The following is a 24,596-nucleotide window of genomic DNA, read 5'->3' as shown; positions in this document are numbered from 1 at the left end:
TTCGGCTGAAACAGGATCTTGACGCATCAAACATCAGATGTCTAGCCTAGGCGGTCCGACGTCGATGGAGGTGATCTGCTTGCGCGTAGCACTGATGGTCACCTGCTTGAACGACGCCCTGTTTCCGGAAACTGGTCGGAACGTGGTGCGTCTGCTCGAGCGGCTCGGCGTCAGCGTCGACTTCCCGGCGGCCCAGACCTGCTGCGCCCAGCCCATGATCAACACCGGCTATCTCGATGAAGCAGTCCCCGTGGTGCGCAACTTCATCGACGCGTTCGCCGGCTACGACGCAATCGTCACCCCGTCCGGTTCGTGCGCCGGGTCCGTGCGCTATCAGCACGGCATCGTCACGCTCCGCAGTGGCGACGTGGGACTGGCCGACGCGTCCAGGATCATCTCTGCCCGGGCCTACGAGCTGTCGGAGTTCCTCATCGACGTCCTGGGCGTCGAGGATGTCGGTGCGTACTTCCCGCACCAGATCACCTACCACCCGACGTGCCACTCGCTCAGGCTGCTGGGGGTCGGGGACCGCCCGCTCCGGCTGCTCAACGCGGTGCGTGGCGCAACGCTGGTGGACCTCCCCGATGCTGATCAGTGCTGCGGGTTCGGAGGGACCTTCGCGGTCAAGAATTCCGACACGTCGGTCGCGATGGGTCTGGACAAGGTGAAGAACGTACGCGCCACTGAATCCGAGGTGCTGGTCGCAGGCGACCGATCCTGTCTGATGCACCTCGACGGTCTGCTCGCACGGCAACGATCCGGCATACGGGTGATGCACCTGGCCGATGTCCTGGTCTGTACCGAGGCCGACCGATGAGCCGCACCTTCGTCGGGATGCCCCCGTTCCCCGAGGCTGCGCGAAAGGCGCTCGGCAACGCCCAGCTCCGAACGAACCTGGCACACGCGACCAGCACGATCCGAGCCAAGCGCGCCGCTGCCGTCGGCGAGGTCGGCAACTGGGAGAACCTGCGTCTGGCCGGTGCTGCGATCAAGGACGACGTCCTGCTTCACCTAGACGAGTACCTGGTCCAACTGGAGGAATCCCTGACCGCAGCAGGCGCGATTGTCCACTGGGCACGCGACGCCAGCGAGGCTTGCGAGATCGTGGCGTACGTCGCGCAGGCTCACGGGGTCTCCGAGGTCGTCAAGATCAAGTCGATGGCGACCCAGGAGATCGGTCTCAACGAAGCGCTTGCCGAACGCGGGATCAGCGCCTGGGAGACCGACCTGGCCGAGCTGATCGTGCAGCTCGGCGACGACCTGCCCAGTCACATCCTGGTCCCGGCAATCCACCGGAACCGCGCCGAGATCCGCGAGATCTTCACCTCGACTATGGCTGCAGTCGGACGACCGGCCCCGGAGGGCCTGACCGACGACCCGGCTCAGCTGGCCGAAGCGGCTCGGCTGCACCTGCGCGAGAAGTTCCTGCGCGCGAAGGTCGCCGTGTCCGGAGCAAACTTCGCGATCGCAGAAACCGGCGACCTGGTCGTGGTCGAGTCCGAGGGCAACGGCCGGATGTGCTTGACGCTGCCCGACGTGCTGGTCAGCGTCGTCGGGATCGAGAAACTTCTGCCTACCTGGTCCGACCTCGACGTGTTCCTGCAGCTGCTGCCCCGGTCGGCTACCGGCGAGCGGATGAACCCGTACACCTCGACCTGGTCCGGGGTCACACCCGGCGACGGCCCGCAGGAGGTGCACGTGGTCCTGCTCGACAACGGTCGCAGCCGTGCTCTCGCCGACGAAGTCGGACGCCAGGCTCTGCGCTGCATCCGCTGCTCGGCCTGCCTCAATGTCTGCCCGGTCTACGAGCGGACCGGCGGCCATGCCTACGGTTCGGTCTACCCGGGACCCATCGGCGCGATCCTGAATCCGCTGCTCAAGGGCGTCGGGGTCGATGACCAGACGGATTCGCTTCCGTACGCCTCGACGCTCTGCGGAGCCTGCTTCGAGGCCTGCCCGGTGCGGATCGAGATCCCCGAAGTGCTGGTGCACCTGAGGTCGCAGGTGGTCGACGCGAAACGATCAAAACCTGGCCGCTCCCCCGAGCAGTTCGCCATGGGAGTCGCCGCCCGGGTGCTCAGCTCGGCGCGTCGGTTGGACTGGGCGGAGAAGGCTGCAAGTGTCGGCGCTCGGCTGCTCGGAAGTCGACGTCAACTGCCTGGTCCTGCAGCGGCATGGTCTCGCTCGCGCGATCTGCCGCTGCCGGCTCGTGAGTCGTTCCGAAGCTGGTGGCGGCGTACCGGAGGTCAGTCATGACGACTGCCCGTGACCAGATCCTCGGGGATGTGCGCTTGGCGCTCCGCCATGCTGATCGTGCGCCAGTCCGTATCGACCGCGGCTACCGGGACCAGAGCGAGGGCGTCGACCCGGTGGCTCGCTTCATCGAGCGCGTCGCCGACTACCGTGCAGTCGTCGAACGGTGTCCGGCTGCTCGGGTAGCAGCGTGCATCGCCGCGGCGTTGCCGCCCCGTGCGCCGGTGGTCGTTCCCGCTGGGTTGCCGTGGCAGATCGAGACGGCCGTGGTCGATTCCGGGTTCTCCGCGGCGGAACTCAATCGGTTCGAGGCTGCGGTCACCGGTGCGACTCTCGGTGTCGCTGAGACGGGCACCCTGGTGCTCACCCACGGAGACCAGGAAGGCCGGCGGGCGATCTCGCTGGTCCCGGACCTGTACGTGTGCGTCATACTCGCCACGCAAATCGTCGCGACCGTGCCCGAAGCGATCGCGGCGTTGCGCGGTGGCGCCGTGACCACCTGGATCAGCGGCCCGTCGGCTACCAGCGACATCGAGCTGAAACGGGTCGAGGGCGTGCACGGTCCGCGCCGGCTGCATGTAATCGTGGTCGAGGAAGCGCCGGCGAACTGATGTTCGAGAAGACTCTGGTCGCCACTCCTGGCGAGATCGCCGTGCGTGAGCCCCGTGCTGCGTTCGAACTGGGTTTCGGCACTGTGGCTGCCACGATCACCGCCCCGGTTGCCGGAACCGTGTTCCGATTGGTGATCGACGGCATTCGGCAGGTCGACGGTGGCGATCTTGTGCAGGTGATCGCATGAAGATCGAAGGTGACTGGAGCAACAGCGCGGCCTGTCTGGAGGCGGACCCGGAACTGTTCTTCCCAATCGGCGAGAGCCCGACCGCCCAGCGCCAGATCGAGGAAGCGCGAGAGATCTGCGCAAACTGCCCGGTGCGCAGGCCCTGTCTATCTTTCGCGCTGAAGACGAACGTGCAATACGGCATCTGGGCAGGGACGGTCCCGGTCGAACGAGCCCGATTGCGCAAGCGGATGACCATCCTCGGCGCCAAGCCACGCCGACTGATCAAAGCCAAGGCAGTTCGAGCAACGTCCCAACAAGCCAAGGAGCTGCAACCTTGAGATCGCACCGACATCGAGATCCGCGCCTCTCGCCAGGAGGTCCAGGACGAGCGGGAGCGCGGGAAGCTGGCTGGAGGCCGAGGCCCGATTTCGTGGGCGGGGTCAAACGTTTTAACGAAACCCTTGCCTTTTCGCCGAGACCTCGCCTAAGGTCCGTTCAAACGTTTGAATAAGCGAGAGCGCAGTGCTCACGAAATCGCGGGGTCCCCGAACTTGCGGGACGGAGTGGGCGGGGCGAAGCCCGGCGTCCGAGGACATCTTCGGGCCGGGCTCTTGCCGAGGAAGGCACGTGATCCAGCGCCCGCCGGTGCGCGAAGCGCTTGAAAGGTGGAAACCATGTTCGGATCGACCAAGTCCGCGTCGCACCCCCGCTGGGTCGTCGCGGCAGCGCTGGGGGCGGTGGCCCTCCTGGTCCTGTCAGGCTGCGGCAGCACCAAGGCGTCGGGATCCAAGGAGCCCGCAACCAAGTCCCTCAAGCTCATCAGCATGGTCACCACTGGTGCGCCGTTCCCTGCCTCGGTCCTTGCCGGCATCCAGAAGCAGGGGAAGGCCGAGGGCGTCTCGATCAACAATATGAACACGAAGTTCGACACCTCCGAGGAGGCCACGGCGGTCCAGAACGTCATCGCCCAAAAGGTCGACGGCGTGATCCTGATGGCGAACGACGGGGCAGCCGCCACGACGCTGGTCAAGCAGTTGCATGACGCCGGGATTCCCGTCCTCGCGGTGCACACGCAGGTGGGCACTGGCAAGTTCGATGAGCCTGACCCCAACCTGGTGGCGTTCGTCACCCAGAGCGAGTTCGACGCCGGTAAGCAGGCGGGTCAGCTTGCCGCCGCTGCGCTGCCGGGCGGTGGCGACATCGGGATCGTCGAGGGCTCGGGCTGCTGCTACGAAGCCGTTAAGGACCGCACCGACGGGTTCAAGGCTGGCGCCGAAGCGGCCGGCGCGAACTTCACCGTGGTCTCCAAGCAGCCTGGCAAGTGGACTGCGGATGACGCCCAGGCGGCGTGCCAGAACATGGTGCAGGCGAACCCGGGCATCAAGCTCTTCTACGCCCAGAGCGACGACATGGCCGCTGGGTGTGCCAGTGCGTTGAAGAAGGCGAAGTCGACCGCCAAGGTCATCGGCGTTGGCGGATCCAAGCTCGGCGTCGACGACATCAAGGCCGGTTCCATCTACGGCACGGTCTGCTACAAGCCGGAGGACATGGGAGTTCTGGCCGCCAAAACGCTCATCGACACGCTGCGTGCTGGCAAGACCAAGGCGGACTCGACCTTCATCACCTACACGACCCCTGCGATCACCGCCGGCAACGTCGGCGACTGCACGCCGCAGTGGTAAGGGTCTGAGTCGATGAGCCTGCTTTCGTGCGCTGGTCTGCAGAAGACCTTTCCCAACGGCACCGTTGCTCTGCGTGGGGTTGACCTCGAGATCGAGCCCGGCGAGATCAGGGCGCTCGTGGGCGCTAACGGCGCAGGCAAGTCGACGATGATCAAGATCGTGTCCGGAGCCGTCCCCCCTTCCGCCGGTGAACTCCGGTGGAAGGGGAGGCCGGTGACCTGGCACTCCCCGCGGGACGCGAATAGAGATGGTCTGTCCACGCTGCACCAGCACGTCGAGCTGGTCTCGACGCTGAGCATCGAGGACAACGTGTTCCTCCGCGACGCCGGGCTCTGGCGGAACTCGCGGGCGCGACGCCGGCGGTTCGTCGAGTTGGCCGACTCGGTCGGTCTGGCCCACCTGGACCCGGGAAAGCCGGTTTCCGAGCTCGCGGTTGCCGAACGCCAGATGGTCGGCATGCTGCAGGCGCTCGAAGGTGACCCGCAGCTGATCATCATGGACGAGCCGACCGCAGCCCTCGCAGGGCACGAACGCGCGCTCGTCTTCGACGTCGTCCGCAGGCTCAAGGAGGCGGGTCGGGCAGTCGTCTACGTGAGCCATCTTCTCGACGAGGTCCGTGACCTCAGCGACACGATCACGGTGCTCCGGGACGGAAGGGTGGTCTGGGACGGTCGCAACTCCGACATCTCGGATGCGGAACTGGTCCGCGAGATCGTCGGCCGCGACGTCAGCGAGCTCGACCACTACGACTCGGTCCTCCGGGCGGACGCGCCGGTCGTCGTGCGCGCTGCAGACGTGGGTGCGCGTGCCGAAACCAACCGAGTGTCCCTGGAGGTTCGCGCCGGTGAGGTCGTCGGCATCGCCGGCCTGCTCGGTTCGGGACGAAGCACCTTGCTGCGCTCGATGTTCGGAGACGTCAAGCGAGTTGGGGAGCTTCGGATTCTGGACAAGCCTGTGGGCCGTACGCCGGCCGCGGCGATGCGGTCGGGGGTGGCGCTGGTCCCTGAGGATCGGGTCGCAGAGGGGCTCGTGTCGGACTGGTCGATCGCTGCGAATACGAGCCTGCCTTCTCTCGCCCGGCTCTCCCGCGGACGGGTGCTTCCCAAGCGCAGGGCTGAGCGTGAGCTGGCAGAGACCGCCGTCCGGGCGCTCGGCATCCGCGCCCAGAGCACGGCGACCCCTGTCAACTCGTTGAGCGGCGGCAACGCCCAGAAGGTGCTGCTTGCCAAGTGGCTTCTGTCGAAGCCTGCGCTGCTCCTGCTCGACGAACCCACCCAAGGAGTCGACGTCGGGGCGAAGGCCGAGATCAGAGCCTGCATCAAGGATTCGGCCTCGGACGGACTCTCCGTGATCGTCGTCAGCAGCGAGTTCGACCAGCTCCTCGCGATGTGCGACCGGATCCTCGTACTGCGGCGCGGCGCGATCGTCGCTGACCTTCCCAACAACCGCGAGGTCACCGAGCCCCTCCTGATGGCCCTCGCCAGCGGGCTCTGAGGAGCCCCTGCCATGACTCACGAACGGAACCGCATGACGAACCTCATCCCGGCACCTGTCGCGGCCGCGCTCAAGGTCAAGAACGCCGGCGTCGCCTACGCCTTGGCGCTGCTGGTTGCCGCGCTGTCGGTGATCGCGTCGCAGCGCGGCGTCGGGCCGTACCTGTCGGCCACCAACACGACCAACATCATCGACCAGTCGGCCCTCATCGGATTGTTGGCGATCACGACGACCATCGTCCTAGTCAGCGGGAACTTTGACCTGTCGATCGCCAGCAACGCCGCGCTGAGTGCTGTGGTGTTCGTCAAGGTGATCAACGCCCACGGCCCGGCGGCCGGAGTCTCGGCTGCTCTGCTTGTGGGCTTGTTCATCGGGCTCCTCAACGGCGTACTGGTCCAGCTGGTCGGCATCAACGCCTTCATCGTGACGCTGGCGACCCTGACCGCCGCAAGGGGAGCGATGCTTCCACTCACCAACTCGCAAACCGTGCAGGCGGTGGGGAATCCACTGGGTTCGTGGACGAACGGTGAGTGGACCACGCCGGATCTCTTCATGGTCGGGGCCGTGCTCGCGTTCCTCGCGGCCGCCGTCCTGGTCAGCCCGGCCCTCGGGCGTGGGCTTCCGCTCGCTGCGTTCGTCGCTGGGCTCGGCGCCATGTCCTTGCTCGCAAGCACGGTCGGAGGGTGGACGATCACCCTGACCCGGCCGAGTTGGTACATGCTCGGACTCGCGGCGGTCGTGGGCTTCGTCTTCACCTGGACGATCGTGGGTCGTCGGTTGTTCGCCGTGGGTGGAAATGCTGTCGCAGCACGCCTCGTCGGGATCAGTGTCACCCGCTACAAGATCGCCCCGTTCGTGGTGAGCGGCGTGGTCTCGTCGTTCGTCGGCGTGCTGTTCGCCTCGCGTCTGGGTGCGGTCAACCCGGAGGCCATGAGTGGCTGGGAGCTGACTGCTATCGCGGCCGCGATCCTCGGTGGAACCTCACTCTTCGGGGGCTCGGGAAGCGCGTTCAAGTCGGTCGTCGGAGCGTTGATCCTGGCCGTGCTCACCAACGGCTTCAACATCCTGAACGTGGGTTCGGAGTGGCAACAGCTCGTCCAAGGAGCAGTGATCCTTACCGCGGCCGGGACCTATACGGTCGCCGCCCGCCGAGCTAGCCGTCACACGGCCCCAGCCGCCCTGGTTCCCGAAACAACTGGTTCGCAGAACAATCTCGGTGTCGACGCTCGTGCGGCCGAGACCGTCATGGAAGGAAGTGTGCGATGACCATGTTTCGACCCGTCGTCCTGGTGAGCGTCCTGCGTGAGGGCCAGGAGGCCGCCTACGAGGTGGCGCACCAGCGGATCCCGGAAGACCTGTACCAGTCCCTGACCCGGGTCGGCGTCCGTGACTGGGCGATCTGGCGTGACGGCCGGACGCTCCTGCACCTCGTCGACGTCGATGACTACGACGCCGTCGGACAGGGTTTGGCCGATGACCCGGTGAACGATCGCTGGCAGGCCCAGATGGCCGCTTTCGTCGACCACTTCGAGGACGTCACTGACATTCCCGCCCTCGCTGCACCGACGCTGGTGTGGTCGATGCGGCAGCAAGCAGCCAACAATGCGGACGAGAGGTAGAGCCATGATTGACGGAACACGCGTGGTCGACGCGCACCAGCACTTCTGGGACCTGGACGCCGGCTACGACTGGCTCGGACCGGAGTACGGCCCGATCAACCGGTCGTTCGGTGTCGACGACGTCGAGCCGCTGGCAGCGGCTGCCGGCGTGGACGACGTGGTGCTGGTCCAGGCCGACGACACCCTGGCCGACACCGAGGCGATGATCGCGATCGCGGACGCCTGGCCGCGGGTCGCCGGGATCGTCGGCTGGGCGCCACTGGCGGACGACGTGGCACTGCCTCCTGTACTCGACTGGTTCGCAGGGGACTCCCGCCTCGTCGGGGTCAGGCACCTGATGCACACCGAAGCCGACCCTGACTGGGTTGTGCATGCTGACGTCGGTAGGGGTCTCGGCGCGCTCGAGGAAGCCGGCCTGTCCTTCGACCTGGTCCCGGTGCTTCCTCGGCACCTCGAGCACGTCCCGACGCTGGCCGAGCGGTATCCCGAGCTAACGCTGGTGATCGACCACTTGGCTAAGCCGCCGATCGCCGACGGAGAATTTACGGTGTGGTCCGAGCTGATCGCTGTTGCGGCGAAGTACCCGAACGTGAGTGCGAAGATCTCTGGCCTGGACACGGCAGCCGGACCCGACCGCTACACCGCTGCAGAGATTGGCCCGTACGTCGAGCACGCCCTGGCGCACTTCGGTCCTTCGCGGCTGATGTTTGGCAGCGACTGGCCGGTCAACGTCCTCGCGGAGGGCTATGCAGCCTGGTGGTCGACCGTCAATGAGATCCTGGCCGGCCTCAGCGCGGACGAACGCGGGCTGGTGCTCGGTGGGACGGCGACCGCGATCTACAAACTCGGAGCGTCGTCATGAACGGCCTGGACCGATGGTCGCCGATCGCAGCCGAGGTCGACATCACCATCCCAGAGGAGCACAAGCTCCCGATCGCCATCGTCGGAGCCGGCGTGATCGTCGACGTCGCGCACCTTCCGGCGTACGCAGCCGCTGGACTGGAGGTCGTCGGCCTGTACGACCTCGATGCGGAGCGTGCGTCGATGGTCGCCAAGAAGCACGGCATCCAGACCGTGTACCCGTCGTTGGAGGCACTGCTTGCCGACGAGCGGGTGCGCGTGGTCGACATCGCGGTGGTCGCGGACGCTCAGCCGGACATCGTCGAGGCAGCCATCGCAGCGGGCAAGCACCTGCTGTGCCAGAAGCCGTTCGTGCGCGATCTCGCCCGGGGTCGTCAGCTGATCGCCCAGGCCGAGGTGGCCGGGGTCCACCTGGTGGTCAACCAGCAGATGCGCTCGGACGAAGGGATCGCGGTCACTCGTGCAGTCTTGAGGGCAGGTTGGATCGGCGAGCCAGCGGCGATGTCGTTCAACGTCGACATCGGCACCGACTGGTCGGCCTGGCCGTGGCTCGTCAGCTCGGAGCGGCTGGAGATCAACTTCCACTCGATCCACTACCTCGACTCGATCCGATCGATCCTCGGAGACCCCACCAACGTCTTCTGCGCCGGTGGTCGGCGTCCCGGGCAGATCGTCCACGGCGAGACCCGGACCATGAGCACGCTCGTGTTCGACAACGGAGTGAACGCCGTGCTGCACGTCAACCACGAGAACCTCGGCGGCGACTACCGGGCCGAGTTTCGCCTCGACGGTTCCGAGGGATCGGTCCGCGGCACGCTCGGCCTGCTCTACAACTACCCGCACGGCCGGCCGGACACGGTCGAGGTGTTCAGCAACACGCTGCCGACCGACGGCTGGCTGTCCTACCCGGTCACCAAGCGATGGCTACCGGATGCCTTCCTTGGTCCGATGGCTGGTCTGTTGCGCTGGATCGCGACCGGCGAGCCCTCCATGACGGCGGCTGCCGACAACCTGCGCACCCTAGCGCTCGTCGACGCGCTCTACCGATCGATGGACACCGGGACCGCCCAGCCGGTGGCGCCGTGACGAACCTCGACTTCACCGGTCGCACCGTCCTGCTCACCGGCGGAGCCGGCGGCCTGGGGCGCGCCTGTGTGGAAACGTTCCTCGCCGGCGGTGCGACGGTCGTGGTCTGCGACCTACCGTCGGCGCGTCTCGACGCTCTGGTCGACGAGCTGGGGGCAGGAACCAGACTGCATGTGGTGCCGCTCGATCTCTCCGACCGGGCGAACTGCGCGCGGTTGCCCGCGCTGGCCTGCGACGCGGCCGGAGTGAGCACGCTCGACGTCCTGGTCAACGCCGTCGGGGTGATGCGCACGGTTCCGTTCGTCGACATCACAGCCGAACAGTGGACCCGGACGCTGGAGATCAATCTCAGCGGCGTCTTCGCCACCATCCAGGCTGCGGCGCAGCTGATGCCGGACGGCGGCTCGATCGTCACCCTGTCGTCGGTTGCAGGCAGATCCGGACGACCCAATGCAGCCGACTACGCAGTGACGAAAACCGCGCTGCTCTCGCTCACGAAGTCGGCCGCCCTGGCACTCGGCCCGGCAATCCGGGTCAACGCCGTCTGTCCCGGGTTGTTCCTCACCGAGATGTGGGACGGGATCATCCGGGACCGCGACGCTGAGTTCGGACCAGGTGCCGGGCAGGCGTACCTGGACGAAGTGGCGTCCAAGGCGCCGCTGGGACGTCCCGGGGCACCGTCGGAGCTGGCCGCCGCCGTCGCGTTCCTAGCCAGCGATCTGGCGTCGTTCGTGACCGGGCAGGCGCTCAACGTCGACGGCGGATTGGAGATGGACTGATGGTCGTCCGGAGAGCACCGTTCGACCTCCTCCGGGAGCTGTACGGCGACCAGGAGATGATCCACATCTTCTCGCCCGAGTGGATGATCGACTCCTGGTTGCAGGTCGAGTCGGCCCTGGCGAACGCGCAAGCGACCCTGGGCCTGGTCGACGTCGAGAAAGCCCGGGCCATCCAAGCTGTCTGCGCCGAGCCGGGCACGATCAATCCGTTCGAGCTCTGGGAGAGCGCGCGCAACGTGGGCTATCCGATCCTCGGACTGGTCCGTCAGATCGATGCGGCCCTGCCGGAGCGGCTGCGCGGCAGCGTGCACCTCGGCGCCACCACCCAGGACATCATGGACAGCGGGCTGGCCATCCAGCTCGACGCAGCGATGGCCGTCATCGAGCAGCGCCTGAACTCGCTGGGCGAAGAGCTCCGCGGGCTCGTGCAGGAACACACCCTCACCGTCATGCCGGGTCGAACCCACGGTCAGCAGGCGGTGCCGACCACTCTCGGTGCGAAGCTCGCCGTCTACCTCGAAGAGGTGCGCAGGCACCGGGTGCGGTTGCTGGCCGCGCGCGATGACGTCCGCCAGGTTTCACTGTTCGGGGCCGGTGGAACGTCCGCCGCCTACGGCGAGCACGCCCCGAAGATCCGGGCGCTGGTCTCCGAGCAGCTCGGGCTGGTGGATACCGCAGTTCCGTGGCACGTGGCGCGCGACTCCCTGGTGCACATCAGCTCGGTGCTCGCAGCGACGTCCACGACAGCCGCTCGTCTGGCCCGGGAGGTGGCGGACCTGGCCCGGACCGAGATCGGCGAACTGGGCGAAGCTGTCGGGCACCACCGCGGGGCGTCCTCGACGATGCCGCAGAAGGCCAATCCGATCACCAGCGAGTCGATCATCGGCTTCGCGGTGGCGGCGCGGTCGGCGATCCCGGGGATCTCGAGGGCCGCCGAGGCCGGCCACGAACGCTCGGCCGGTGAGTGGCAGGTCGAGTGGGTCCTGATCCCGGCACTATTCGTGAACGTGAGCTCTGCCCTCAACCTGGCGGGCGAGCTGGTCCGGACCCTCGCGGTCTACCCCGAGCGGATGCGCGAGAACCTCGGCGCCGACGGCGGGCTGATCATGAGTGAGTCGGTGATGATCACGCTCGCCGCCCACCTGGGCCGTGAACGTGCTCACGACGTCGTGTACCAGCTGGCGCGGGAGTCCCGCGAGGAAGGGACTTCGTTCGTGACCGTGCTCGACCGCTGGATGAAGGTCCAGCCCGATCTGCCGGAGATCCGCGTGGCCGCCGACGAGACCTCGGTCGGCCATGCCGTCGAAGCCTGCGAGGCAGCGGTCTCGGCGTGGCGCGCCACTCTCTCCACCGAACCCAGCCCCTGGAAGGAACTCTGATGAGTGAGTCACCGGTCGCCGTGAACGACCGACTGCGCGACCTGCACGCGATGTGGCGGATCCGCGCCCTGGAGGAGAAGGTCCGCGACCTGCGGCTTGAGGAGTTGATCGTCGGCTCGGTACACCTCTCCAACGGACAGGAGAGCATCGCAGTCGCAGCCTGCTCCGAGCTCCGACCGCAGGATGCGCTTTACGCGACATACCGAGGACACGGTTGGGCCGTTGCGCGCGGCGTCCCGCCGCGCAACATCCTTGCTGAGCTGCTCGCACGGAGCACCGGCGTCAACGGCGGTCGCGGAGGTTCGGCGCACTTTTCGGCCCCGGAGTTCGGATTCCACGGGGAGAACTCGATCGTCGGCGCCGGCGCGCCGACCGCCGTCGGGGCAGCATTGGCGGCACGTTACGACGGCTCCGGCCGGGTGGCGGTCTCGGTCTTCGGCGACGGCGCGATGAACCAGGGCGCGGTCACCGAGGCGATGAACTTCGCCGCGGCCTTCGGTCTCGGGGTGATCTTCATCTGCGAGAACAACCGCTACTCCGAGCTCACGCCGATCAACGACATGGTCGCCAACCCGGATCTGTCGCAACGGGCCACTGCGTTGGGAATCCCGGCAGTCCGGGTAGACGGCAACGACCTCAGCCAGGTGCGCACGGCGATGAGTCTGTCGGTCGCCTCCGCGGCTGCCGGCCGTGGCCCGTCGTTCATCGAGGCACACACCCAGCGCATCGTCGGCCACTACATCGGTGACGCCGAGCAGTACCGGCCAGCCGGCGAGCTCGACGCCGACATGATCGTGGAGCCGATCGCGCGACTGGCGCGTGAGCTCGAAACGGCAGGCGTCGGCAGGCATGCCATCGACCGCTGCGAAGCGCGAGCGCGGGACGAGATCGAACGCGCAGCGAGCCAGGCGCTCGCCGATCCACTGGTCGACCCGTCGACTGCGAAGGAGCACCTCTATGCCTGAGGCCGTCAAGCTCAACGTCGGTGGAGCCGTGAACGCAGCGCTGGCGCGCTGCCTGGAGGAGATGCCGGAGACGATCCTCTACGGCGAGGATGTCGGGAAGCCCGGGGGAGTGTTCGGGATCAGCCGCGGCTTGCAGAAGCGGTTCGGCGACCGGGTCTTCGACACCCCGATCAGCGAGACAGCGATGCTCGGCGCGGCAGTCGGAGCGGCCTCGTTCGGGCGCCGGCCGATCGTCGAGATCATGTGGATCGACTTCTCCCTGGTTGCCCTCGATCAGATCGTCAATCAGGCCGCGAACGTCCGCTACGTCTCCGAAGGGCGCACGACGGCTCCGCTGACGATCAGGACCCAGCAGGGTAACTCGCCCGGGGCGTGTGCCCAGCACTCACAGAACCTGGAGGCGCTGCTGCTGCACATCCCGGGGATCCGGGTCTGCATGCCGCGTACCGGCCAGGATGCCTATGACCTCGTGCTCTCCGCAGTCGCCTGCGAGGACCCAACGGTGGTGATCGAGAACCGCACGCTGTACGCCGGTGCCAAGGAAGAGGTGACCATCGGCGGGGAGATCCTGCCGATCGGAGGTCACCGCCGCCGTCGCGACGGGGATCATGCCACCGTTGTCACCTGGGGATCGATCACCACTCGGGTTCTGGACGCGGTTGACCGCCTCGCTGCGGACGGGCTGACGGCGGATGTCTTGGAGATGGTGTGGTTGAACCCGTTCGACCATTCGGCCGTGCTCGAGAGCGTGCGTCGCACTGGCAGGCTGTTGGTGGTCCATGAAGCAGCCAGGACGGGCGGTTTCGGAGCCGAGGTGGTCGCTCGTGTCGTCGAGAGTGGGACTGTCCTGCTGGCTCCACCGCGACGGCTCGGCCTCAATGACTCGCGGATTCCGTCGGCGCCGCAGCTGGCGGCGGCGCTGATCCCGCAGACCGAGCAGATCGCGTCCGAGCTGCGCGAGGTCATCGGCTGGACGCATGCCGGGGACGGATCGTGAAGGGAGTGTGGCACTTCAGCTTCACGGTCTCCGACATGGATCGTTCGGTCGACTTTTACAGCCGGGTCCTTGGCCTTGAGCTGGTGCACCGCCAGGAGCAGTCGAACGCCTACACAGCCGCGTTGGTCGGGTTCGCCGGGGCCTCGCTGCGGATCGCGCAGCTGAGAGTGCCCGGTCAGCCCCGGGGGGCATCGAGCCACGACCTCGAACTCGTCGAGTACGTGGAACCACGCGGAATGCCCTATGGCGGCGGCCGGAACTGTCCGGGCGCGTCGCATCTGGCGTTCGCCGTCGAGGACGCGCACGCCGAGTACGAACGACTTCGAGCCGAGGGGGTGCAGTTCGTCTCGCCACCGCAGGCAATCACCGCCGGCGTGAACGAAGGGGGCTTCACCTGCTATTTCGTGGACCCGGACGAGATCACCCTCGAACTGGTGCAACCGCCGGTGCATACTTCCCAGGACTGATCCGGACGAGAGTGAGGCGCAGTTCCCGATGGCCGGTCGCGTGACCCTTGCCGACGTCGCCCGGGCCGCGGGTGTCGACATCTCCTTGGTGTCTCGCGTCCTGCGTGGCGAGGACGTCAAGGTGCGCGAGGAGACGCGTGCCCGGATCATCGAGCAGGCGCGGGTGCTGGAGTACCGTCCTAACGCGATCGCGCGCAGCCTGAAGAACGCGAAGGCAGGCGCGTTCGGGCTTGTCATCCCGACCTTCAACAACCCGGTATACGCGCAGATCATCATCGGGGCGGAGGCAGCCGCGGCCCGGCTGGGCAGCGTCATGCTCACCACGAGCGGCGAGGGCTGGGACCGGACGAACTGGTTGGAAGCGCTGGACGGCGGTCGGGTGGACGGTCTGCTGATCGCGGGCGGCTCCGGGATCGATCACAGCCGCCTGAGCGTGCCGTACCTGATGGTCAACCGTGCGGTCCCCGGCGTGGACAGATACGTCGTGCTCGATGACGAGAAGGCGTCCCGGATGGCCGTCGACCACCTGGCTGGCCTTGGGCATCGTCGGATCGCCTTCATCGGCGGTCCGGCCGGCGCGGACACATCGGTTCGCCGGTTGAGCGGCTTCGAGCAGGCCTGTCGTGACCGTGGCCTCGAGCAGATAGCCGAACCGATCCCAGGTGAGTACACCGCTGTGGGCGGACGTGAAGCGATGCGCCGGCTCCTCGAGGCCGATCTCGGGTTGTCCGGGGTGGTGGTGGCGAACCTGCCGTCAGCTGTCGGTGCCCTGCAGGCGCTGGACGATGCCGGAGTCCAGGTGCCAGAGGACCTCTCGGTCGTCGCTATTCACGATGCTGAGCTCGCCGGCTTGGTCAGGCCGAGCCTGACGACCGTGCAGATGCCGTTGACGCAGCTCGGCGCGCGTGCGATCGAACTGCTCGCGACGAGTTCGCCGTCAGCGTCGATCAACGAGGTCGTGGCTAAGCCGATGCAGGTGGTGGTCAGGGACTCGACCGGCCCCGTTGCCTAGCCGATGGCCTTCCGGATGCGACCTAGTCCGGCGGTCAGGTGGGCGCCCATCGCATGTGCGGCGGCGTCCGGGTCTTTCGCCGGGATCGCTTCCGAGATCAGTTGGTGCTCTTCCCAAGCTTCCACCGGCGCACCGGACTGACCGTAGCCGCTGTACAACACCATCCGAATGAGCGTCTGGTCGAGGTTCTCGACCACGACGGTGTTCGTCGCCGGGCGGGTGATGCGAGGTGGAAGTCGACGTCACGCTAGTCGCGTCGACCTGAGGCACCCTCTTGCCAATCGGGGGGCCGTGACATACGGTCAGTTCAAACGTTTGAATAAGCATCATTCCCGCGAGAGGAACCACTGATGACCAGCACGACGGAGCAGCCGACCCGGACCGGGGCTGACCTCAGCCCGGGGTTCATGTGGCCCCCGTTCAGTCCGCCGACGAACGAGCTGGATCCGAACGGCCTTCCGATTCTCACGTCCGGAGAGGGCGTCTGGCTGACTGGCAAGGACGGCACTCGGTACCTCGACGGTGTTGGTGCGCTCGAAGCCATGGCCGTCGGGCACGGCCGCACCCGCTTGGTCGAGGTTGCCGCCCGTCAGATGCAGCAGTTGGCGTTCCTCGACGTTTTCCGGTACAGCTCGGAGCCGGCGCTAGAACTTTCTGAGAAGCTGATCGAGCTGACTCCTTCGGGCATGAAGAAGGTGCACTTCACTCCGGGCGGTAGCGAGGCTGTCGAGACCGCGCTGAAGCTGGCACTTCAGTACCACTGGGTCCGCGGCGACAAGAACCGGCGCAAGGTCGTGACCCGGTTCGGTGCGTACCACGGAGTCACTTTCGGTGCGATGAACTGCGATGGGCGCTACTACGCGACCCGCAACGACATCTACCTGGGGGACAACCGGTTCGGCGTCGTTGCTGAGGGTCCGGCCACCGGACCCGGTTGGGGTCTGGGTGCGCGCTACGCCGCCGGCGCGCCAGAGTTCGCAGCGACGATCGAACGGGAGGGTGCTGAGAACATCGCCGCCGTCATCGTTGATGCCTGCGCCACGGCCTCCGGGGTTGCTGCCGCCCCGCCCGAGGACCTGGTAGCGCTGCGCAAGCTGTGCGACGAGAACGGGATCCTGCTGATCGTTGACGAGATCATCACCGGCTTCGGGCGCACCGGGAAGATGTTTGCCCACGAGCTTTCCGGCGTCACTGCTGACTTCTTCACCTTCTCGAAGGCGTTGTCGTCCGGCTACATGCCGATCGGCGCCACGGTCGTGCACGAGCGTGTGGTGGACGAGATCGCCGCCGCGGAGCGTGCCGACCGGGTGTTCGCGCATGGTCACACTTACGGCGGGCACCCAGTGGCATGCGCCGTCGCTCTGGAGAACATCAAGATCCTCCAGGAGGAGGCCCTGCCGACGCGCGCGAGCCTGATGGGGGAGCGGCTCCGCGAAGGCCTGAGGACGCTAGCCCGACACGATTCCTTCGTGGATGCGCGGGGCGTGGGCATGTTGACCGGTCTCGAGCTGTTCGCAACCGATTCCGAGGCTGGAAACTTCGGGAGCGGGGTCGCAGCTTGTGGTTGGCTGCGGCGCGAGCTGCGCGACCTCGGGCTTGTCACGCTGACAGTGCACCCCGGGACCGTGTTCCTGCTTGCTCCGCCGCTGATCATCGAGCCGCACGAGATCGATCGGATCGTGGAGATCTTCGACGAAGGTCTGAGCCGTTTCGAAGCACGGCGATAAGGACTGATCGCGAATGAGTCGTACCGAGGTCACGTCCCGTCCCGGGCCAGCGGGAAGTCCTGTGCTGTGGTCCGATCTGCTCGGTCGTCGGATCCGACAGGACGGCATGGATACGTTGGGAGTCTCCACTCAGACACTGGCAGAGCAACACCTCGCCAAGGGTGAGTGGGAGATAGCCGGCGATCTCGCTGAGTATTTCCTCGACGAGATGACCCGGATCAACAATGCCTTGTTCACCTGGCTGGAGGTGATCCTGGCCTTCCCTGGGTCGGGTGTGTCGGTGGACGGCGTGGCAGAGCCTCGCCAGGTGATCGCAGCGATGCGCAGCTTCGGGCCGGGCGATGGAGATCTGGTGGCCGTCGCGCTTGCCTGCGATGCGCAGGACTTGGACGCTGCGAGTGCGCGCATCGAGACCATGCGTGTCCGCATGGCCGCCGTCCACGACCAGTTGGTCTGGTGGATCCAGCACCTGCTCGCCGACATCGCCGAGCGGCACAGCGAGGAGGCAGTGCGGGATGTTGTCATCCGAACGTACGAAGAACTCTGGCGCGATCGCTACGCTGCGTGGCCGCAGATGACGCCGGTCGAGCGACTCCAGATCTCAGTCGAGGGTATGCGTGGGCATCTCTCGGGGCCTCGTCACCGGGGAGATGTAGGAATCATCGAGGAGGACGACCGGTTCAGAATGGTCCTCGACCCGTGCGGCAGCTGCGGGGTCCTTCGGCGCGGGGATCCTGACAGCGGACGGCCTGGTTGTGACCCGGCGGGGACGCGGACCGCGCACGACTGGTCGTGGAATCGCGTGGGCGTGGGTTGGTACGCCGTGCACTCGGCGATCGTGATGGAGTGGCTACCCCAGCAGGAGGGGCGGCCGCCGATGCGTCCGCTAGACGGCTGCGACACCTCGGGGCCCTGCAACTGGTTCATCCACAAAGATCCCAGCGCCGCTCCTGCCGGAGCGCCTTGAGCTAGATCGGATCGGATCGAATCTCAGATACGCGGGCTGCCCGCGCCGCGCGACCGAAACTGCGCCCAAACGCTGCGAAACTGATGGATCCGGGCAGGACGTCCCGAGACGCGTGAAACGCAAACCTGCAGGTCAGGCGGCATATCTGGGCTGGAGCGGGATGCCGTGCGACTTGTCTGAACAGGCTCAGACCCCAGAGGTCGCAGGTTTCACGGCGCTGCTCACCACGGCGGAGGCCCTGTGTCCCGACTACTGAGGACTAGTCACGCTGTCTGATGGCGCATAACAGCTTGCCGGCCGTGAATGGTGGGAGTCGCTGCAGTCCAGCGCAAACGGCCCGTGCTCGAGGCGATGGAGAAGCCCTGGGAGCCAGCGGTCATGCCATTCAGCCGCTGCCGTCAAGGATGGGTCCCGCTCTTCGTATGCGGCCTGCCAGGCAACCCAGAGCGCCGTCAACTCCTCGACGACCTCCGGATGCTCCTCCCAACAGCTCGGCACCTTCTTGGCTAGCGGGTAGCGTGCACGGATCCATCGCACCCACCGCCGAAGTTCGGTTGAGAGTTCCTCCTGCGCGTTCGGTCCGATCGTTCGCCATGACCACGGCGTGCTTACGGAAGTTCGGCCAGTCGCCAACTCGTCCAGCCGCGAATGCACGTCCGCGTACGTATCGGCAAGCTCGCTTGCCAGGCGATCGAGGTCGCGACGCAACTGACTCAGGGTCTGGGCGTGCTGGACCACCTGGCGGCCTACGGGGTCGAGCTCGATTTCGGTCATGGTCGGCCTCGAAGGTAGCGATAGCGGCGGTCCACGTACCAGGGGATGAGTCGGACCTTTGTGGGCGCGAGGTTCTCGTACAGGAGCACTGCCTGGCGCGCCGGCAGTTGTTGAAGTTGGTGGAGAGGCGCGAGGAAGTCGCTGTGCTCGCTACTGGATCGGCTCCTCTTCCCGTCGAATCCTGTGGTCACGCCATGGGTTTGGGTTCGAGTCTGTCCCATGAGCTCGGACCAGTATCGAAGAGTTTCCAGGTCGCCCACGCCAGGCAACAGCATTCGCATCTTCGCGTTGGACAGGACGGTCCGCGCCACCTGTCGTCCGCCGTACAGGTGCTCAACCTGTGCGAGATCGTGGTAGATGAGCATGAGCTGGACACCGTTCCCTCGCGCGGTCGTGAGGAGGTGGGGGAGCCTCGGGTAGCGGAAGACGTTGCCAGCCTCGTCAAGCGCGAGGAGAAGACGTGGGGTGAGCGGGCCTCCGTGGCGCGCAGCGCGCTCCTCGGCCTCGTGGATGATTGCGGTGACTAGGGCCGTGAAGTACGGCGCGTAGCGATCGCCTTCCGAATTTGGTGTGACGATGCACAGCGTTCCCGCTTCTTCGAAGAGCGTCGCTGGGTCGAAGCCGCCGTCGTCGGCGCTGGTTGCCACTCCAGGTCGCGAGTAAGTGTCGGCTAGGCCAAGTGCAGTGAAGAGAACCGAGCCTTGTCCTTCCTCGTGGATCTGCCAGGTCGACATGTACTCGCGGCTGGCATTCGGGAAACCTGCGCTGTCCAGGATCTCGGCGATCCGGTCTTTGGCCCGGTCACCGGAGTGGATCCAGGTGATCCATTGCGCGAGGTCGCTGCCCGATGCATTGGCTGCCAGCAGCAGGCCTTTGAGGTACTTGCGCGCTTGTGCGTTCCAAGGTCGAGCCTTTGGGTCGTCGGTCATGCCCGAGGACTCGACCATCCACTCGGCAAGGCGGTCGGCTGCTTCCTCGCTGGTCGCGGCCGGAAGGGGTGACCAACCCACACACTTGTAGCCAGGTGCACCCCCAGGGGCGATGATCCACACGGGCCCGCGCTCTGCCCTTGCTCTGATGACGGGAGCGAGATCCTGGGACTTTGAGGTCGTGACGACGACTGGTCCGTCCCAATCGATCGCGTTGGGGACGATCAGGCTGGTCGTCTTGCCGGACCCGTTCGGCCCGAATGCGACCGCAGAGACGCAGTCCTTGCCTGCGAGGAGTTTCCCACTTGCGAGGCTGCGTCCCGCTGTTAGCTGCCAGCGCCGTCTGTCGGGCCGGGCTGCAACTGCGAGCATCCTCTCGGTCGCTCCGGTTGCCCATCGCGCTGGAGCGTCGATTTCTCGGCGCGTTCGGTAACGCCGGCCAAGGGCAACGACAACGGTCAGCAGAGCAGCCATGCCGAGGACAAGCACGGCCCAGAAGGTCGGCGCGTGGAGCGAAGCGGCGTGGGGGTTCGCTGCGTGCCAGGCGCGCGAGGGGCTCCTCGACTCAACAAGTCCGGTCACAAACTTAGGCGAACGGCTGAACGAGGCCGCGCCGAGCGGTTCTCCCCTGACGAACAAGGACGTGAGAGCCGTTAACCAGCTCCAGGCGCCGACGGCGAGAGCAATGAGGAGCAGCCAGCCGAGGTGCCTGACGCCGTCGTCTGCCTGATTCCTCTCGTTACTCATGAGGAATCACCCCTCATCCGACCGTCGGTGTCGATGACCGGCCATTCCGCGCTTCCGAGAATGTGGTCGACGATCGCAGCGTGCCGGCCGATTCGCCATAGTCCTCGCCCCCGCGGAAGGTGGACGAGTTGATCGGCCTCCACATCCGAGAGCCCGAGGGCATGTGCAGTCATCTCGACCTGGTCGGACTCCTGGGCGTAGACGATCCGGGTCGAGCAGTCCGCGAGAAGACCTTGTGCCAGGGCGACTGCCTCCGAGCCGGTTGCTCCTACTGCACCGAGATCGGAGATGCGGTGTACGACGGCCAGGTTTGCAACGCCCAGTGCCCTCGATAGCTTCCACTGGGACTGCATACGACGAACGAGTGCCAGGTGGCGCAGCATCCTCCATGCCTCGTCGTACACAACAAGCCGGCGGCCGCCGCGGTCTGAGGCGAGCGTGGTCTCCATCCAGGCCGACGCGCAGGTCATCAAGAGAGCGATGGCTGTGTCGTCCCCGGCCAGCCGAGACGTATCGAGCACCTGAATCGGGGCATTGAAGTCCAGGTGGTGGGTGGTCGCACCGTCAAAGAGTCCCGCCAGGTCCCCAACCACGAGCCTGCGGAGTTCGAGGGCCAGGTTGCGTGAATCAAGCGCCAGTTCGCGCTCCGTCATGCTCAGTGTTGCCGCTGTCTCCGGTGTCGGGTTCAGCAGCGCAGTAACGATCTCGGGAAGCACTGGTGCCGGCCCGCGTTCCGGATCACGTGCTCCGGTGACGGCCGTCAGCGCGACAAGGAGTGCGTTCCTCTCCACCGGCAGCAGTCGGCGATCAAGAGCTGTCTCGGCGAGAGAGGCCAGCAGGTTGTTGCGTCGAGCGAGTACCTCTCGCTGCCACTCGTCCGCGGAGAGGCCTTCTGGCCGGTCGCCTGGGTCGAGCGGGTTGACGCGCGCCGGCAGGCCTCGCCCCAAGACGATCGGCTCTGAGCCGAGGGCTCGCGCGACTTCGCCCCACTCGCCTTTGGGGTCACCGGGCACATACACGCGAACGCCGAATGCCGTCATGCGAAGCGCCAGTGACTTGGCCAGGGCGCTCTTCCCGCGACCGATGACACCGGCAAGCAGGATATTCGGGTTGGTGATGACGTTCTCGGTATAGAGCTCCCAGGGATCGAAGACGAAGCTGGCGTCCGAGCCCGCCTGCCGGCCGATGTAGATCCCTCGGGATCCGAGGGCTGAGTCGACGGTGAACGGGTAAGCAGCCTGAAGGTTCCGGGTGGTCGCGCGATGGACCGGAACGCGCATGGATCGAAGGCTTCTCCCAGTCGCCCTGCTGGCAACGGCGAACGGTTTCTGATCCCGCCGTACCTTCGTCTGCCTCATCGCTCGACTCCTGCTGTCAGCGGGAGGCCACCGCGTAGGAACGCTTGGTCGACTTCGCCGTACACGCGCCGGAGCTCGAGCGCGCTCCGAACCGCTGCCTGCTCGACTGTTGCGCACGCGCCTTCCAGGTCCTCCCGGCTAGTCGCCGTAACCGTGATCCAACCCGTGTAGCGGTACTCCGTGTGCCCGCGTACGAGCTCACGCTCACGCCTGTCGATCGCGGCGTACTCCTCGTCGTCCTGGGCCGTCTCGACTTGGCCGATGCGTTGGCGCTGCGCCTCGTCGGCGCGCTTTGCCACCCGCTGGCTCCGTAACTCGCGCATGGACCGGGACGGTGGGATGGGCTCAGCGGTCACCGAAACGGTGCGTCTGATCCCGCCGAGCGAAATGAGGGGGTAGATCCACGCCGCTTCGACCGGCACTGATGGCCACTCAGCAATCCAGAAGACCGCGTGGAATCCGCTGTCTGTGCGGTAGTGATCCCAGTGGTTCTCAGCAGCCATCGGGCCGGCCGTCTCGGGCTGGGGACGTCGTGCGTGTTCCTCGAGGAGAGTTGAGGTCTTCGGGTCGTACTGGCTACGAACGATGGCCGCGAGGTCATGCGCGCTCGCAGTTCCCAGTACATCGATGTCTGCTCGTGCCAATGCCTGTTTGATCCACGTCAGCTCCCCAAGCAATACCTTCGTCGTGCCTTCAGGGCCCCCGCCGGCCTGGCGGACCGCACGGCGCACCTTGTGTGCATCGATCGAGACAGCGAAGTAGCTCTCGTGCTGGGTGGCGGCCGGTCCTGCATGGTCGACCAATTCTTTGTACGCGGCCGCGTACGCCGATGCGGTGTCACCTCGCTCGTCCCACCAGTTCGCCAGGTCGTGCCCGCTGTCGGGAACCGTGCGCTCGAGCCACTGGACCGCAGCGATTCGTGAGCCTTCCTGACCGCACTGCGCAAGAAGCGCGCCCCAGTCCGCGATCCGGCGTTCCTGTGTCGCTCGATCTGCGAGCACGTAGTTGCGCCCGCGAACCTTGAGGACAACCGTCCAGCGGTTCCCCATCCGCAACACGGCGACGGGACCTTCGAAAGGTCGGGCCTGGTAGAGGCGCAGATGCTGACCGAGGCCCGGAAGGTCGAGCCGGAGATCCTTGCACCGACGAAGTGCGTTCGCTCCACCGAGGTAGCGGGAACCTCCGACCAGGCGGCCGTGGATGTAGTTCGCAATGGGCCGCGCCCAGTCGACGACCGCTCGCCCCTGGATCGGGTACAAGGCAAGGAACGCGCACGCGGCAAGCGTGCTGAACCCGACGACCCCGCCCGGAGTGCCCGCGGCCAGCAATCCAATGAGTACTGCTCCGAACCCGGCTGCCAGCACGGACAGCTGTGTGCCTTTGAATCCAAGAAGCAGTCCGCCGCGATCGCGGCGCCCGAAGGTGTACGTGGGCGGTTCCTTCAGTACGGCGCTCATCATGCATCTCCTTCGCTGTTGCCGTCAGATGGGGCTGGTCCATGCAGAGGCCGTTCACTGTCACGGTCGAGGAGTGCCGTCGCGGAACCCTGGGCCGAACCAGCTGCCTTCTGCGAGCCTGTCTTGGCGGCTCTGGCGGTCTCGGTTGCAATCAGCGCCGCGGTCGCGGCGCCGCCAGTCGCCACTCCGGCCGCTGCGGCTTCAGCACCGCCGGCACCTCCGGCACTGGGATTGAGCGCGCCGGCCGTCGACGGACCGGGGCCTTCGGGCACCGGCGCGGTGGCCTGGGACCGGGCGAGATCGCCACGTCCCATCGATGCCCCGGGAGCAAGCCGTCCCAATCGATCCGAGACGGGCCGGATGCCACCGTTGAGGGAGGACATGGCGTCGTGAGCCAGGTGGGTATCGCCTGCAAAATGAACGAGCTTCAGCATGACGAGAGGTGTGAAGCATGCCCCGCACATGAGCACCGTGGTACCGACGAAGTCGCTTAAGGACTGGTCGGATCCACGGGACATCAGTGCAAGACCGATTCCAAAGAGAGTGAAGATGGCGGTCTTTGTGAACACCAAGGCGATGAGAACCTCCGTCGTCTTACGCACCCAGGAACGCGTAGGCGCCCATCCGTAGCCCGCGATCAGGAGGGGCGCGAACGCAACGACGACCAGGATCGCGATCTTGCGCAGAACCAGGACGAACCAAAGGATCAGCCCCGAAACCAGCATGATCAGCATCAGCAGGATGAGCAGCATGTTGGCCGCCATCTCACCCGGAGCGCCGGCAATGTTGTGGAACCCGACCGCGATCTGACTGATCGATTTGGTCAGGTCGTAACCGGTGACCTCGACAACTCCGTGTGACAGCCAGTCGTCTACTGCGACGAGTAACTGGGCGAACACGATGTACAAGGCGCCGCCCAGTGTTGCGACTCCGACGCCAACTGCCGCCCGTCCGAGCGTGGCTGCGTCGCGTTTCAAGCTAGCCACGATGAGAGCAACAAGCAGGACGACAGCTACGAGAGTTGCGGCCAGACCTAGGAAGCCGAAGTAGACGTGCCGGTAAACCGGGTCTGCAAGCGGAACCTTGGACGACTCGTCGATGACCTTCACGATCTGTCCGAGCAGATCCTCGGCGCCGGAGGCGATCGACTTAGTTATCGCACTCAGCCCGGAGTTGGCGACCTGCTCACCACCCTTGCAGGCTAGGTTCCACCAGGAGCAGCCAGTCGGTACGCCGACGGTCGGAGGACGCGCCGACTCTGC

25 protein-coding genes are annotated in these 24,596 nt (G+C 66.3%); 19 read left to right on the top strand and 6 right to left on the bottom strand.

Annotation, left to right across the window (positions count from 1 at the left end; all coding sequences use genetic code 11):
• Window positions 1-37: 37 nt before the first annotated feature.
• From EFL95_RS16560 to EFL95_RS16485, 17 genes are all read left to right on the top strand, one after another.
• Complete coding sequence (locus tag EFL95_RS16560) at window positions 38-817, top strand: (Fe-S)-binding protein (RefSeq protein WP_221176478.1); 780 nt, start codon at window positions 38-40, stop codon at window positions 815-817.
• Window positions 814-2,256, top strand: a complete 1,443-nt coding sequence (locus EFL95_RS16555; RefSeq protein ID WP_123235206.1) for a LutB/LldF family L-lactate oxidation iron-sulfur protein — start codon at window positions 814-816, stop codon at window positions 2,254-2,256. The genes EFL95_RS16560 and EFL95_RS16555 overlap by 4 nt, the downstream gene beginning before the upstream one ends.
• The gene (locus EFL95_RS16550) at window positions 2,253-2,864 is read left to right on the top strand and encodes a LutC/YkgG family protein (RefSeq protein ID WP_123235205.1); all 612 of its coding nucleotides are present in this window, start codon (window positions 2,253-2,255) and stop codon (window positions 2,862-2,864) included. The genes EFL95_RS16555 and EFL95_RS16550 overlap by 4 nt, the downstream gene beginning before the upstream one ends.
• On the top strand, window positions 2,864-3,052 hold the full coding sequence (locus tag EFL95_RS16545) for a hypothetical protein (protein WP_123235204.1): 189 nt from the start codon (window positions 2,864-2,866) through the stop codon (window positions 3,050-3,052). The genes EFL95_RS16550 and EFL95_RS16545 overlap by 1 nt, the downstream gene beginning before the upstream one ends.
• Window positions 3,049-3,372 (top strand): WhiB family transcriptional regulator, encoded by a 324-nt coding sequence (locus EFL95_RS16540; protein WP_123235203.1) that lies wholly within the window; start codon window positions 3,049-3,051, stop codon window positions 3,370-3,372. Before EFL95_RS16545 ends, EFL95_RS16540 begins: the two co-directional genes overlap by 4 nt.
• A gap of 336 nt (window positions 3,373-3,708) precedes the next feature.
• Window positions 3,709-4,716 (top strand): sugar ABC transporter substrate-binding protein, encoded by a 1,008-nt coding sequence (locus EFL95_RS16535; RefSeq protein WP_123235202.1) that lies wholly within the window; start codon window positions 3,709-3,711, stop codon window positions 4,714-4,716.
• Window positions 4,717-4,728: 12 nt separating this feature from the next.
• The gene (locus EFL95_RS16530) at window positions 4,729-6,210 is read left to right on the top strand and encodes a sugar ABC transporter ATP-binding protein (protein WP_123235201.1); all 1,482 of its coding nucleotides are present in this window, start codon (window positions 4,729-4,731) and stop codon (window positions 6,208-6,210) included.
• Between the two features lie 33 nt (window positions 6,211-6,243).
• Complete coding sequence (locus EFL95_RS16525; protein WP_123235200.1) at window positions 6,244-7,476, top strand: ABC transporter permease; 1,233 nt, start codon at window positions 6,244-6,246, stop codon at window positions 7,474-7,476.
• Window positions 7,473-7,829, top strand: a complete 357-nt coding sequence (locus EFL95_RS16520; RefSeq protein ID WP_123235199.1) for an L-rhamnose mutarotase — start codon at window positions 7,473-7,475, stop codon at window positions 7,827-7,829. The genes EFL95_RS16525 and EFL95_RS16520 overlap by 4 nt, the downstream gene beginning before the upstream one ends.
• A 4-nt stretch (window positions 7,830-7,833) precedes the next feature.
• Window positions 7,834-8,691 (top strand): amidohydrolase family protein, encoded by an 858-nt coding sequence (locus tag EFL95_RS16515; RefSeq protein WP_183407231.1) that lies wholly within the window; start codon window positions 7,834-7,836, stop codon window positions 8,689-8,691.
• Entirely contained in the window at window positions 8,688-9,776 is a 1,089-nt protein-coding gene (locus EFL95_RS16510; protein WP_123235197.1) for a Gfo/Idh/MocA family protein, read from the top strand. The genes EFL95_RS16515 and EFL95_RS16510 overlap by 4 nt, the downstream gene beginning before the upstream one ends.
• Entirely contained in the window at window positions 9,773-10,555 is a 783-nt protein-coding gene (locus EFL95_RS16505; RefSeq protein ID WP_183407230.1) for an SDR family NAD(P)-dependent oxidoreductase, read from the top strand. The genes EFL95_RS16510 and EFL95_RS16505 overlap by 4 nt, the downstream gene beginning before the upstream one ends.
• Window positions 10,555-11,934: a class-II fumarase/aspartase family protein gene (locus EFL95_RS16500; RefSeq protein ID WP_123235195.1), complete on the top strand. Its 1,380-nt coding sequence runs from the start codon at window positions 10,555-10,557 to the stop codon at window positions 11,932-11,934. Before EFL95_RS16505 ends, EFL95_RS16500 begins: the two co-directional genes overlap by 1 nt.
• Window positions 11,934-12,899, top strand: a complete 966-nt coding sequence (locus EFL95_RS19635) for a thiamine pyrophosphate-dependent dehydrogenase E1 component subunit alpha (protein ID WP_183407229.1) — start codon at window positions 11,934-11,936, stop codon at window positions 12,897-12,899. The genes EFL95_RS16500 and EFL95_RS19635 overlap by 1 nt, the downstream gene beginning before the upstream one ends.
• Entirely contained in the window at window positions 12,892-13,896 is a 1,005-nt protein-coding gene (locus tag EFL95_RS19630) for an alpha-ketoacid dehydrogenase subunit beta (protein WP_183407228.1), read from the top strand. Before EFL95_RS19635 ends, EFL95_RS19630 begins: the two co-directional genes overlap by 8 nt.
• Window positions 13,893-14,363 (top strand): VOC family protein, encoded by a 471-nt coding sequence (locus EFL95_RS16490; protein ID WP_342773219.1) that lies wholly within the window; start codon window positions 13,893-13,895, stop codon window positions 14,361-14,363. The genes EFL95_RS19630 and EFL95_RS16490 overlap by 4 nt, the downstream gene beginning before the upstream one ends.
• Window positions 14,364-14,391: 28 nt before the next feature.
• Complete coding sequence (locus EFL95_RS16485) at window positions 14,392-15,375, top strand: LacI family DNA-binding transcriptional regulator (RefSeq protein WP_123235193.1); 984 nt, start codon at window positions 14,392-14,394, stop codon at window positions 15,373-15,375.
• On the opposite strand, the gene EFL95_RS16480 is transcribed toward EFL95_RS16485, so the two are convergent.
• Window positions 15,372-15,599: an FCD domain-containing protein gene (locus EFL95_RS16480; RefSeq protein WP_123235192.1), complete on the bottom strand. Its 228-nt coding sequence runs from the start codon at window positions 15,597-15,599 to the stop codon at window positions 15,372-15,374. The genes EFL95_RS16485 and EFL95_RS16480 overlap by 4 nt on opposite strands.
• Window positions 15,600-15,725: 126 nt before the next feature.
• On the opposite strand from EFL95_RS16480, the gene EFL95_RS16475 reads away from it, so the two are divergent.
• Window positions 15,726-17,102 (top strand): aminotransferase family protein, encoded by a 1,377-nt coding sequence (locus tag EFL95_RS16475; RefSeq protein ID WP_123235191.1) that lies wholly within the window; start codon window positions 15,726-15,728, stop codon window positions 17,100-17,102.
• A 13-nt stretch (window positions 17,103-17,115) separates the two neighbouring features.
• Window positions 17,116-18,069, top strand: a complete 954-nt coding sequence (locus tag EFL95_RS16470) for a hypothetical protein (protein ID WP_148045088.1) — start codon at window positions 17,116-17,118, stop codon at window positions 18,067-18,069.
• Window positions 18,070-18,318: 249 nt separating this feature from the next.
• Here the strand turns inward: EFL95_RS16470 and EFL95_RS20155 are convergent, their stop codons facing one another.
• Genes EFL95_RS20155 through EFL95_RS16445 form a run of 5 tightly spaced genes read right to left on the bottom strand, consistent with a single transcriptional unit; the run spans window position 18,319 to window position 24,443 of the window.
• On the bottom strand, window positions 18,319-18,843 hold the full coding sequence (locus tag EFL95_RS20155) for a DUF4913 domain-containing protein (RefSeq protein ID WP_123235189.1): 525 nt from the start codon (window positions 18,841-18,843) through the stop codon (window positions 18,319-18,321).
• Window positions 18,840-20,519: a type IV secretory system conjugative DNA transfer family protein gene (locus EFL95_RS16460; protein WP_123235188.1), complete on the bottom strand. Its 1,680-nt coding sequence runs from the start codon at window positions 20,517-20,519 to the stop codon at window positions 18,840-18,842. Before EFL95_RS16460 ends, EFL95_RS20155 begins: the two co-directional genes overlap by 4 nt.
• On the bottom strand, window positions 20,516-21,877 hold the full coding sequence (locus tag EFL95_RS16455; protein WP_123235187.1) for an ATP-binding protein: 1,362 nt from the start codon (window positions 21,875-21,877) through the stop codon (window positions 20,516-20,518). The genes EFL95_RS16460 and EFL95_RS16455 overlap by 4 nt, the downstream gene beginning before the upstream one ends.
• Window positions 21,874-23,334, bottom strand: coding sequence for an SCO6880 family protein (locus tag EFL95_RS16450; RefSeq protein WP_183407226.1), 1,461 nt, complete (start codon window positions 23,332-23,334; stop codon window positions 21,874-21,876). Before EFL95_RS16450 ends, EFL95_RS16455 begins: the two co-directional genes overlap by 4 nt.
• On the bottom strand, window positions 23,334-24,443 hold the full coding sequence (locus EFL95_RS16445; protein WP_183407225.1) for a type IV secretion system protein: 1,110 nt from the start codon (window positions 24,441-24,443) through the stop codon (window positions 23,334-23,336). The genes EFL95_RS16450 and EFL95_RS16445 overlap by 1 nt, the downstream gene beginning before the upstream one ends.
• Between the last annotated feature and the right edge of the window lie 153 nt (window positions 24,444-24,596).

It is taken from the genome of Nocardioides marmorisolisilvae (assembly GCF_003725775.1).
Classification (GTDB): domain Bacteria; phylum Actinomycetota; class Actinomycetes; order Propionibacteriales; family Nocardioidaceae; genus Marmoricola; species Marmoricola marmorisolisilvae.
The sequence above is the reverse complement of the archived record's forward strand: the minus strand, read 5'-3'. Positions and strand labels throughout refer to the sequence as shown.

What these genes read in the sequence shown, in the direction of transcription:
- EFL95_RS16520 (WP_123235199.1), top strand. Translation starts at nt 7,473, where the DNA reads ATGACCATGTTTCGACCCGTCGTCCTGGTGAGCGTCCTGCGTGAGGGC.
- EFL95_RS20155 (WP_123235189.1), bottom strand. Translation starts at nt 18,843, where the DNA reads ATGACCGAAATCGAGCTCGACCCCGTAGGCCGCCAGGTGGTCCAGCAC.
- EFL95_RS19635 (WP_183407229.1), top strand. Translation starts at nt 11,934, where the DNA reads ATGAGTGAGTCACCGGTCGCCGTGAACGACCGACTGCGCGACCTGCAC.
- EFL95_RS16535 (WP_123235202.1), top strand. Translation starts at nt 3,709, where the DNA reads ATGTTCGGATCGACCAAGTCCGCGTCGCACCCCCGCTGGGTCGTCGCG.
- EFL95_RS16555 (WP_123235206.1), top strand. Translation starts at nt 814, where the DNA reads ATGAGCCGCACCTTCGTCGGGATGCCCCCGTTCCCCGAGGCTGCGCGA.
- EFL95_RS16455 (WP_123235187.1), bottom strand. Translation starts at nt 21,877, where the DNA reads ATGAGGCAGACGAAGGTACGGCGGGATCAGAAACCGTTCGCCGTTGCC.
- EFL95_RS16560 (WP_221176478.1), top strand. Translation starts at nt 38, where the DNA reads ATGTCTAGCCTAGGCGGTCCGACGTCGATGGAGGTGATCTGCTTGCGC.
- EFL95_RS16550 (WP_123235205.1), top strand. Translation starts at nt 2,253, where the DNA reads ATGACGACTGCCCGTGACCAGATCCTCGGGGATGTGCGCTTGGCGCTC.
- EFL95_RS19630 (WP_183407228.1), top strand. Translation starts at nt 12,892, where the DNA reads ATGCCTGAGGCCGTCAAGCTCAACGTCGGTGGAGCCGTGAACGCAGCG.
- EFL95_RS16475 (WP_123235191.1), top strand. Translation starts at nt 15,726, where the DNA reads ATGACCAGCACGACGGAGCAGCCGACCCGGACCGGGGCTGACCTCAGC.
- EFL95_RS16525 (WP_123235200.1), top strand. Translation starts at nt 6,244, where the DNA reads ATGACGAACCTCATCCCGGCACCTGTCGCGGCCGCGCTCAAGGTCAAG.
- EFL95_RS16530 (WP_123235201.1), top strand. Translation starts at nt 4,729, where the DNA reads ATGAGCCTGCTTTCGTGCGCTGGTCTGCAGAAGACCTTTCCCAACGGC.
- EFL95_RS16460 (WP_123235188.1), bottom strand. Translation starts at nt 20,519, where the DNA reads ATGAGTAACGAGAGGAATCAGGCAGACGACGGCGTCAGGCACCTCGGC.
- EFL95_RS16545 (WP_123235204.1), top strand. Translation starts at nt 2,864, where the DNA reads ATGTTCGAGAAGACTCTGGTCGCCACTCCTGGCGAGATCGCCGTGCGT.
- EFL95_RS16515 (WP_183407231.1), top strand. Translation starts at nt 7,834, where the DNA reads ATGATTGACGGAACACGCGTGGTCGACGCGCACCAGCACTTCTGGGAC.
- EFL95_RS16450 (WP_183407226.1), bottom strand. Translation starts at nt 23,334, where the DNA reads ATGAGCGCCGTACTGAAGGAACCGCCCACGTACACCTTCGGGCGCCGC.
- EFL95_RS16500 (WP_123235195.1), top strand. Translation starts at nt 10,555, where the DNA reads ATGGTCGTCCGGAGAGCACCGTTCGACCTCCTCCGGGAGCTGTACGGC.
- EFL95_RS16510 (WP_123235197.1), top strand. Translation starts at nt 8,688, where the DNA reads ATGAACGGCCTGGACCGATGGTCGCCGATCGCAGCCGAGGTCGACATC.
- EFL95_RS16540 (WP_123235203.1), top strand. Translation starts at nt 3,049, where the DNA reads ATGAAGATCGAAGGTGACTGGAGCAACAGCGCGGCCTGTCTGGAGGCG.
- EFL95_RS16470 (WP_148045088.1), top strand. Translation starts at nt 17,116, where the DNA reads ATGAGTCGTACCGAGGTCACGTCCCGTCCCGGGCCAGCGGGAAGTCCT.
- EFL95_RS16485 (WP_123235193.1), top strand. Translation starts at nt 14,392, where the DNA reads ATGGCCGGTCGCGTGACCCTTGCCGACGTCGCCCGGGCCGCGGGTGTC.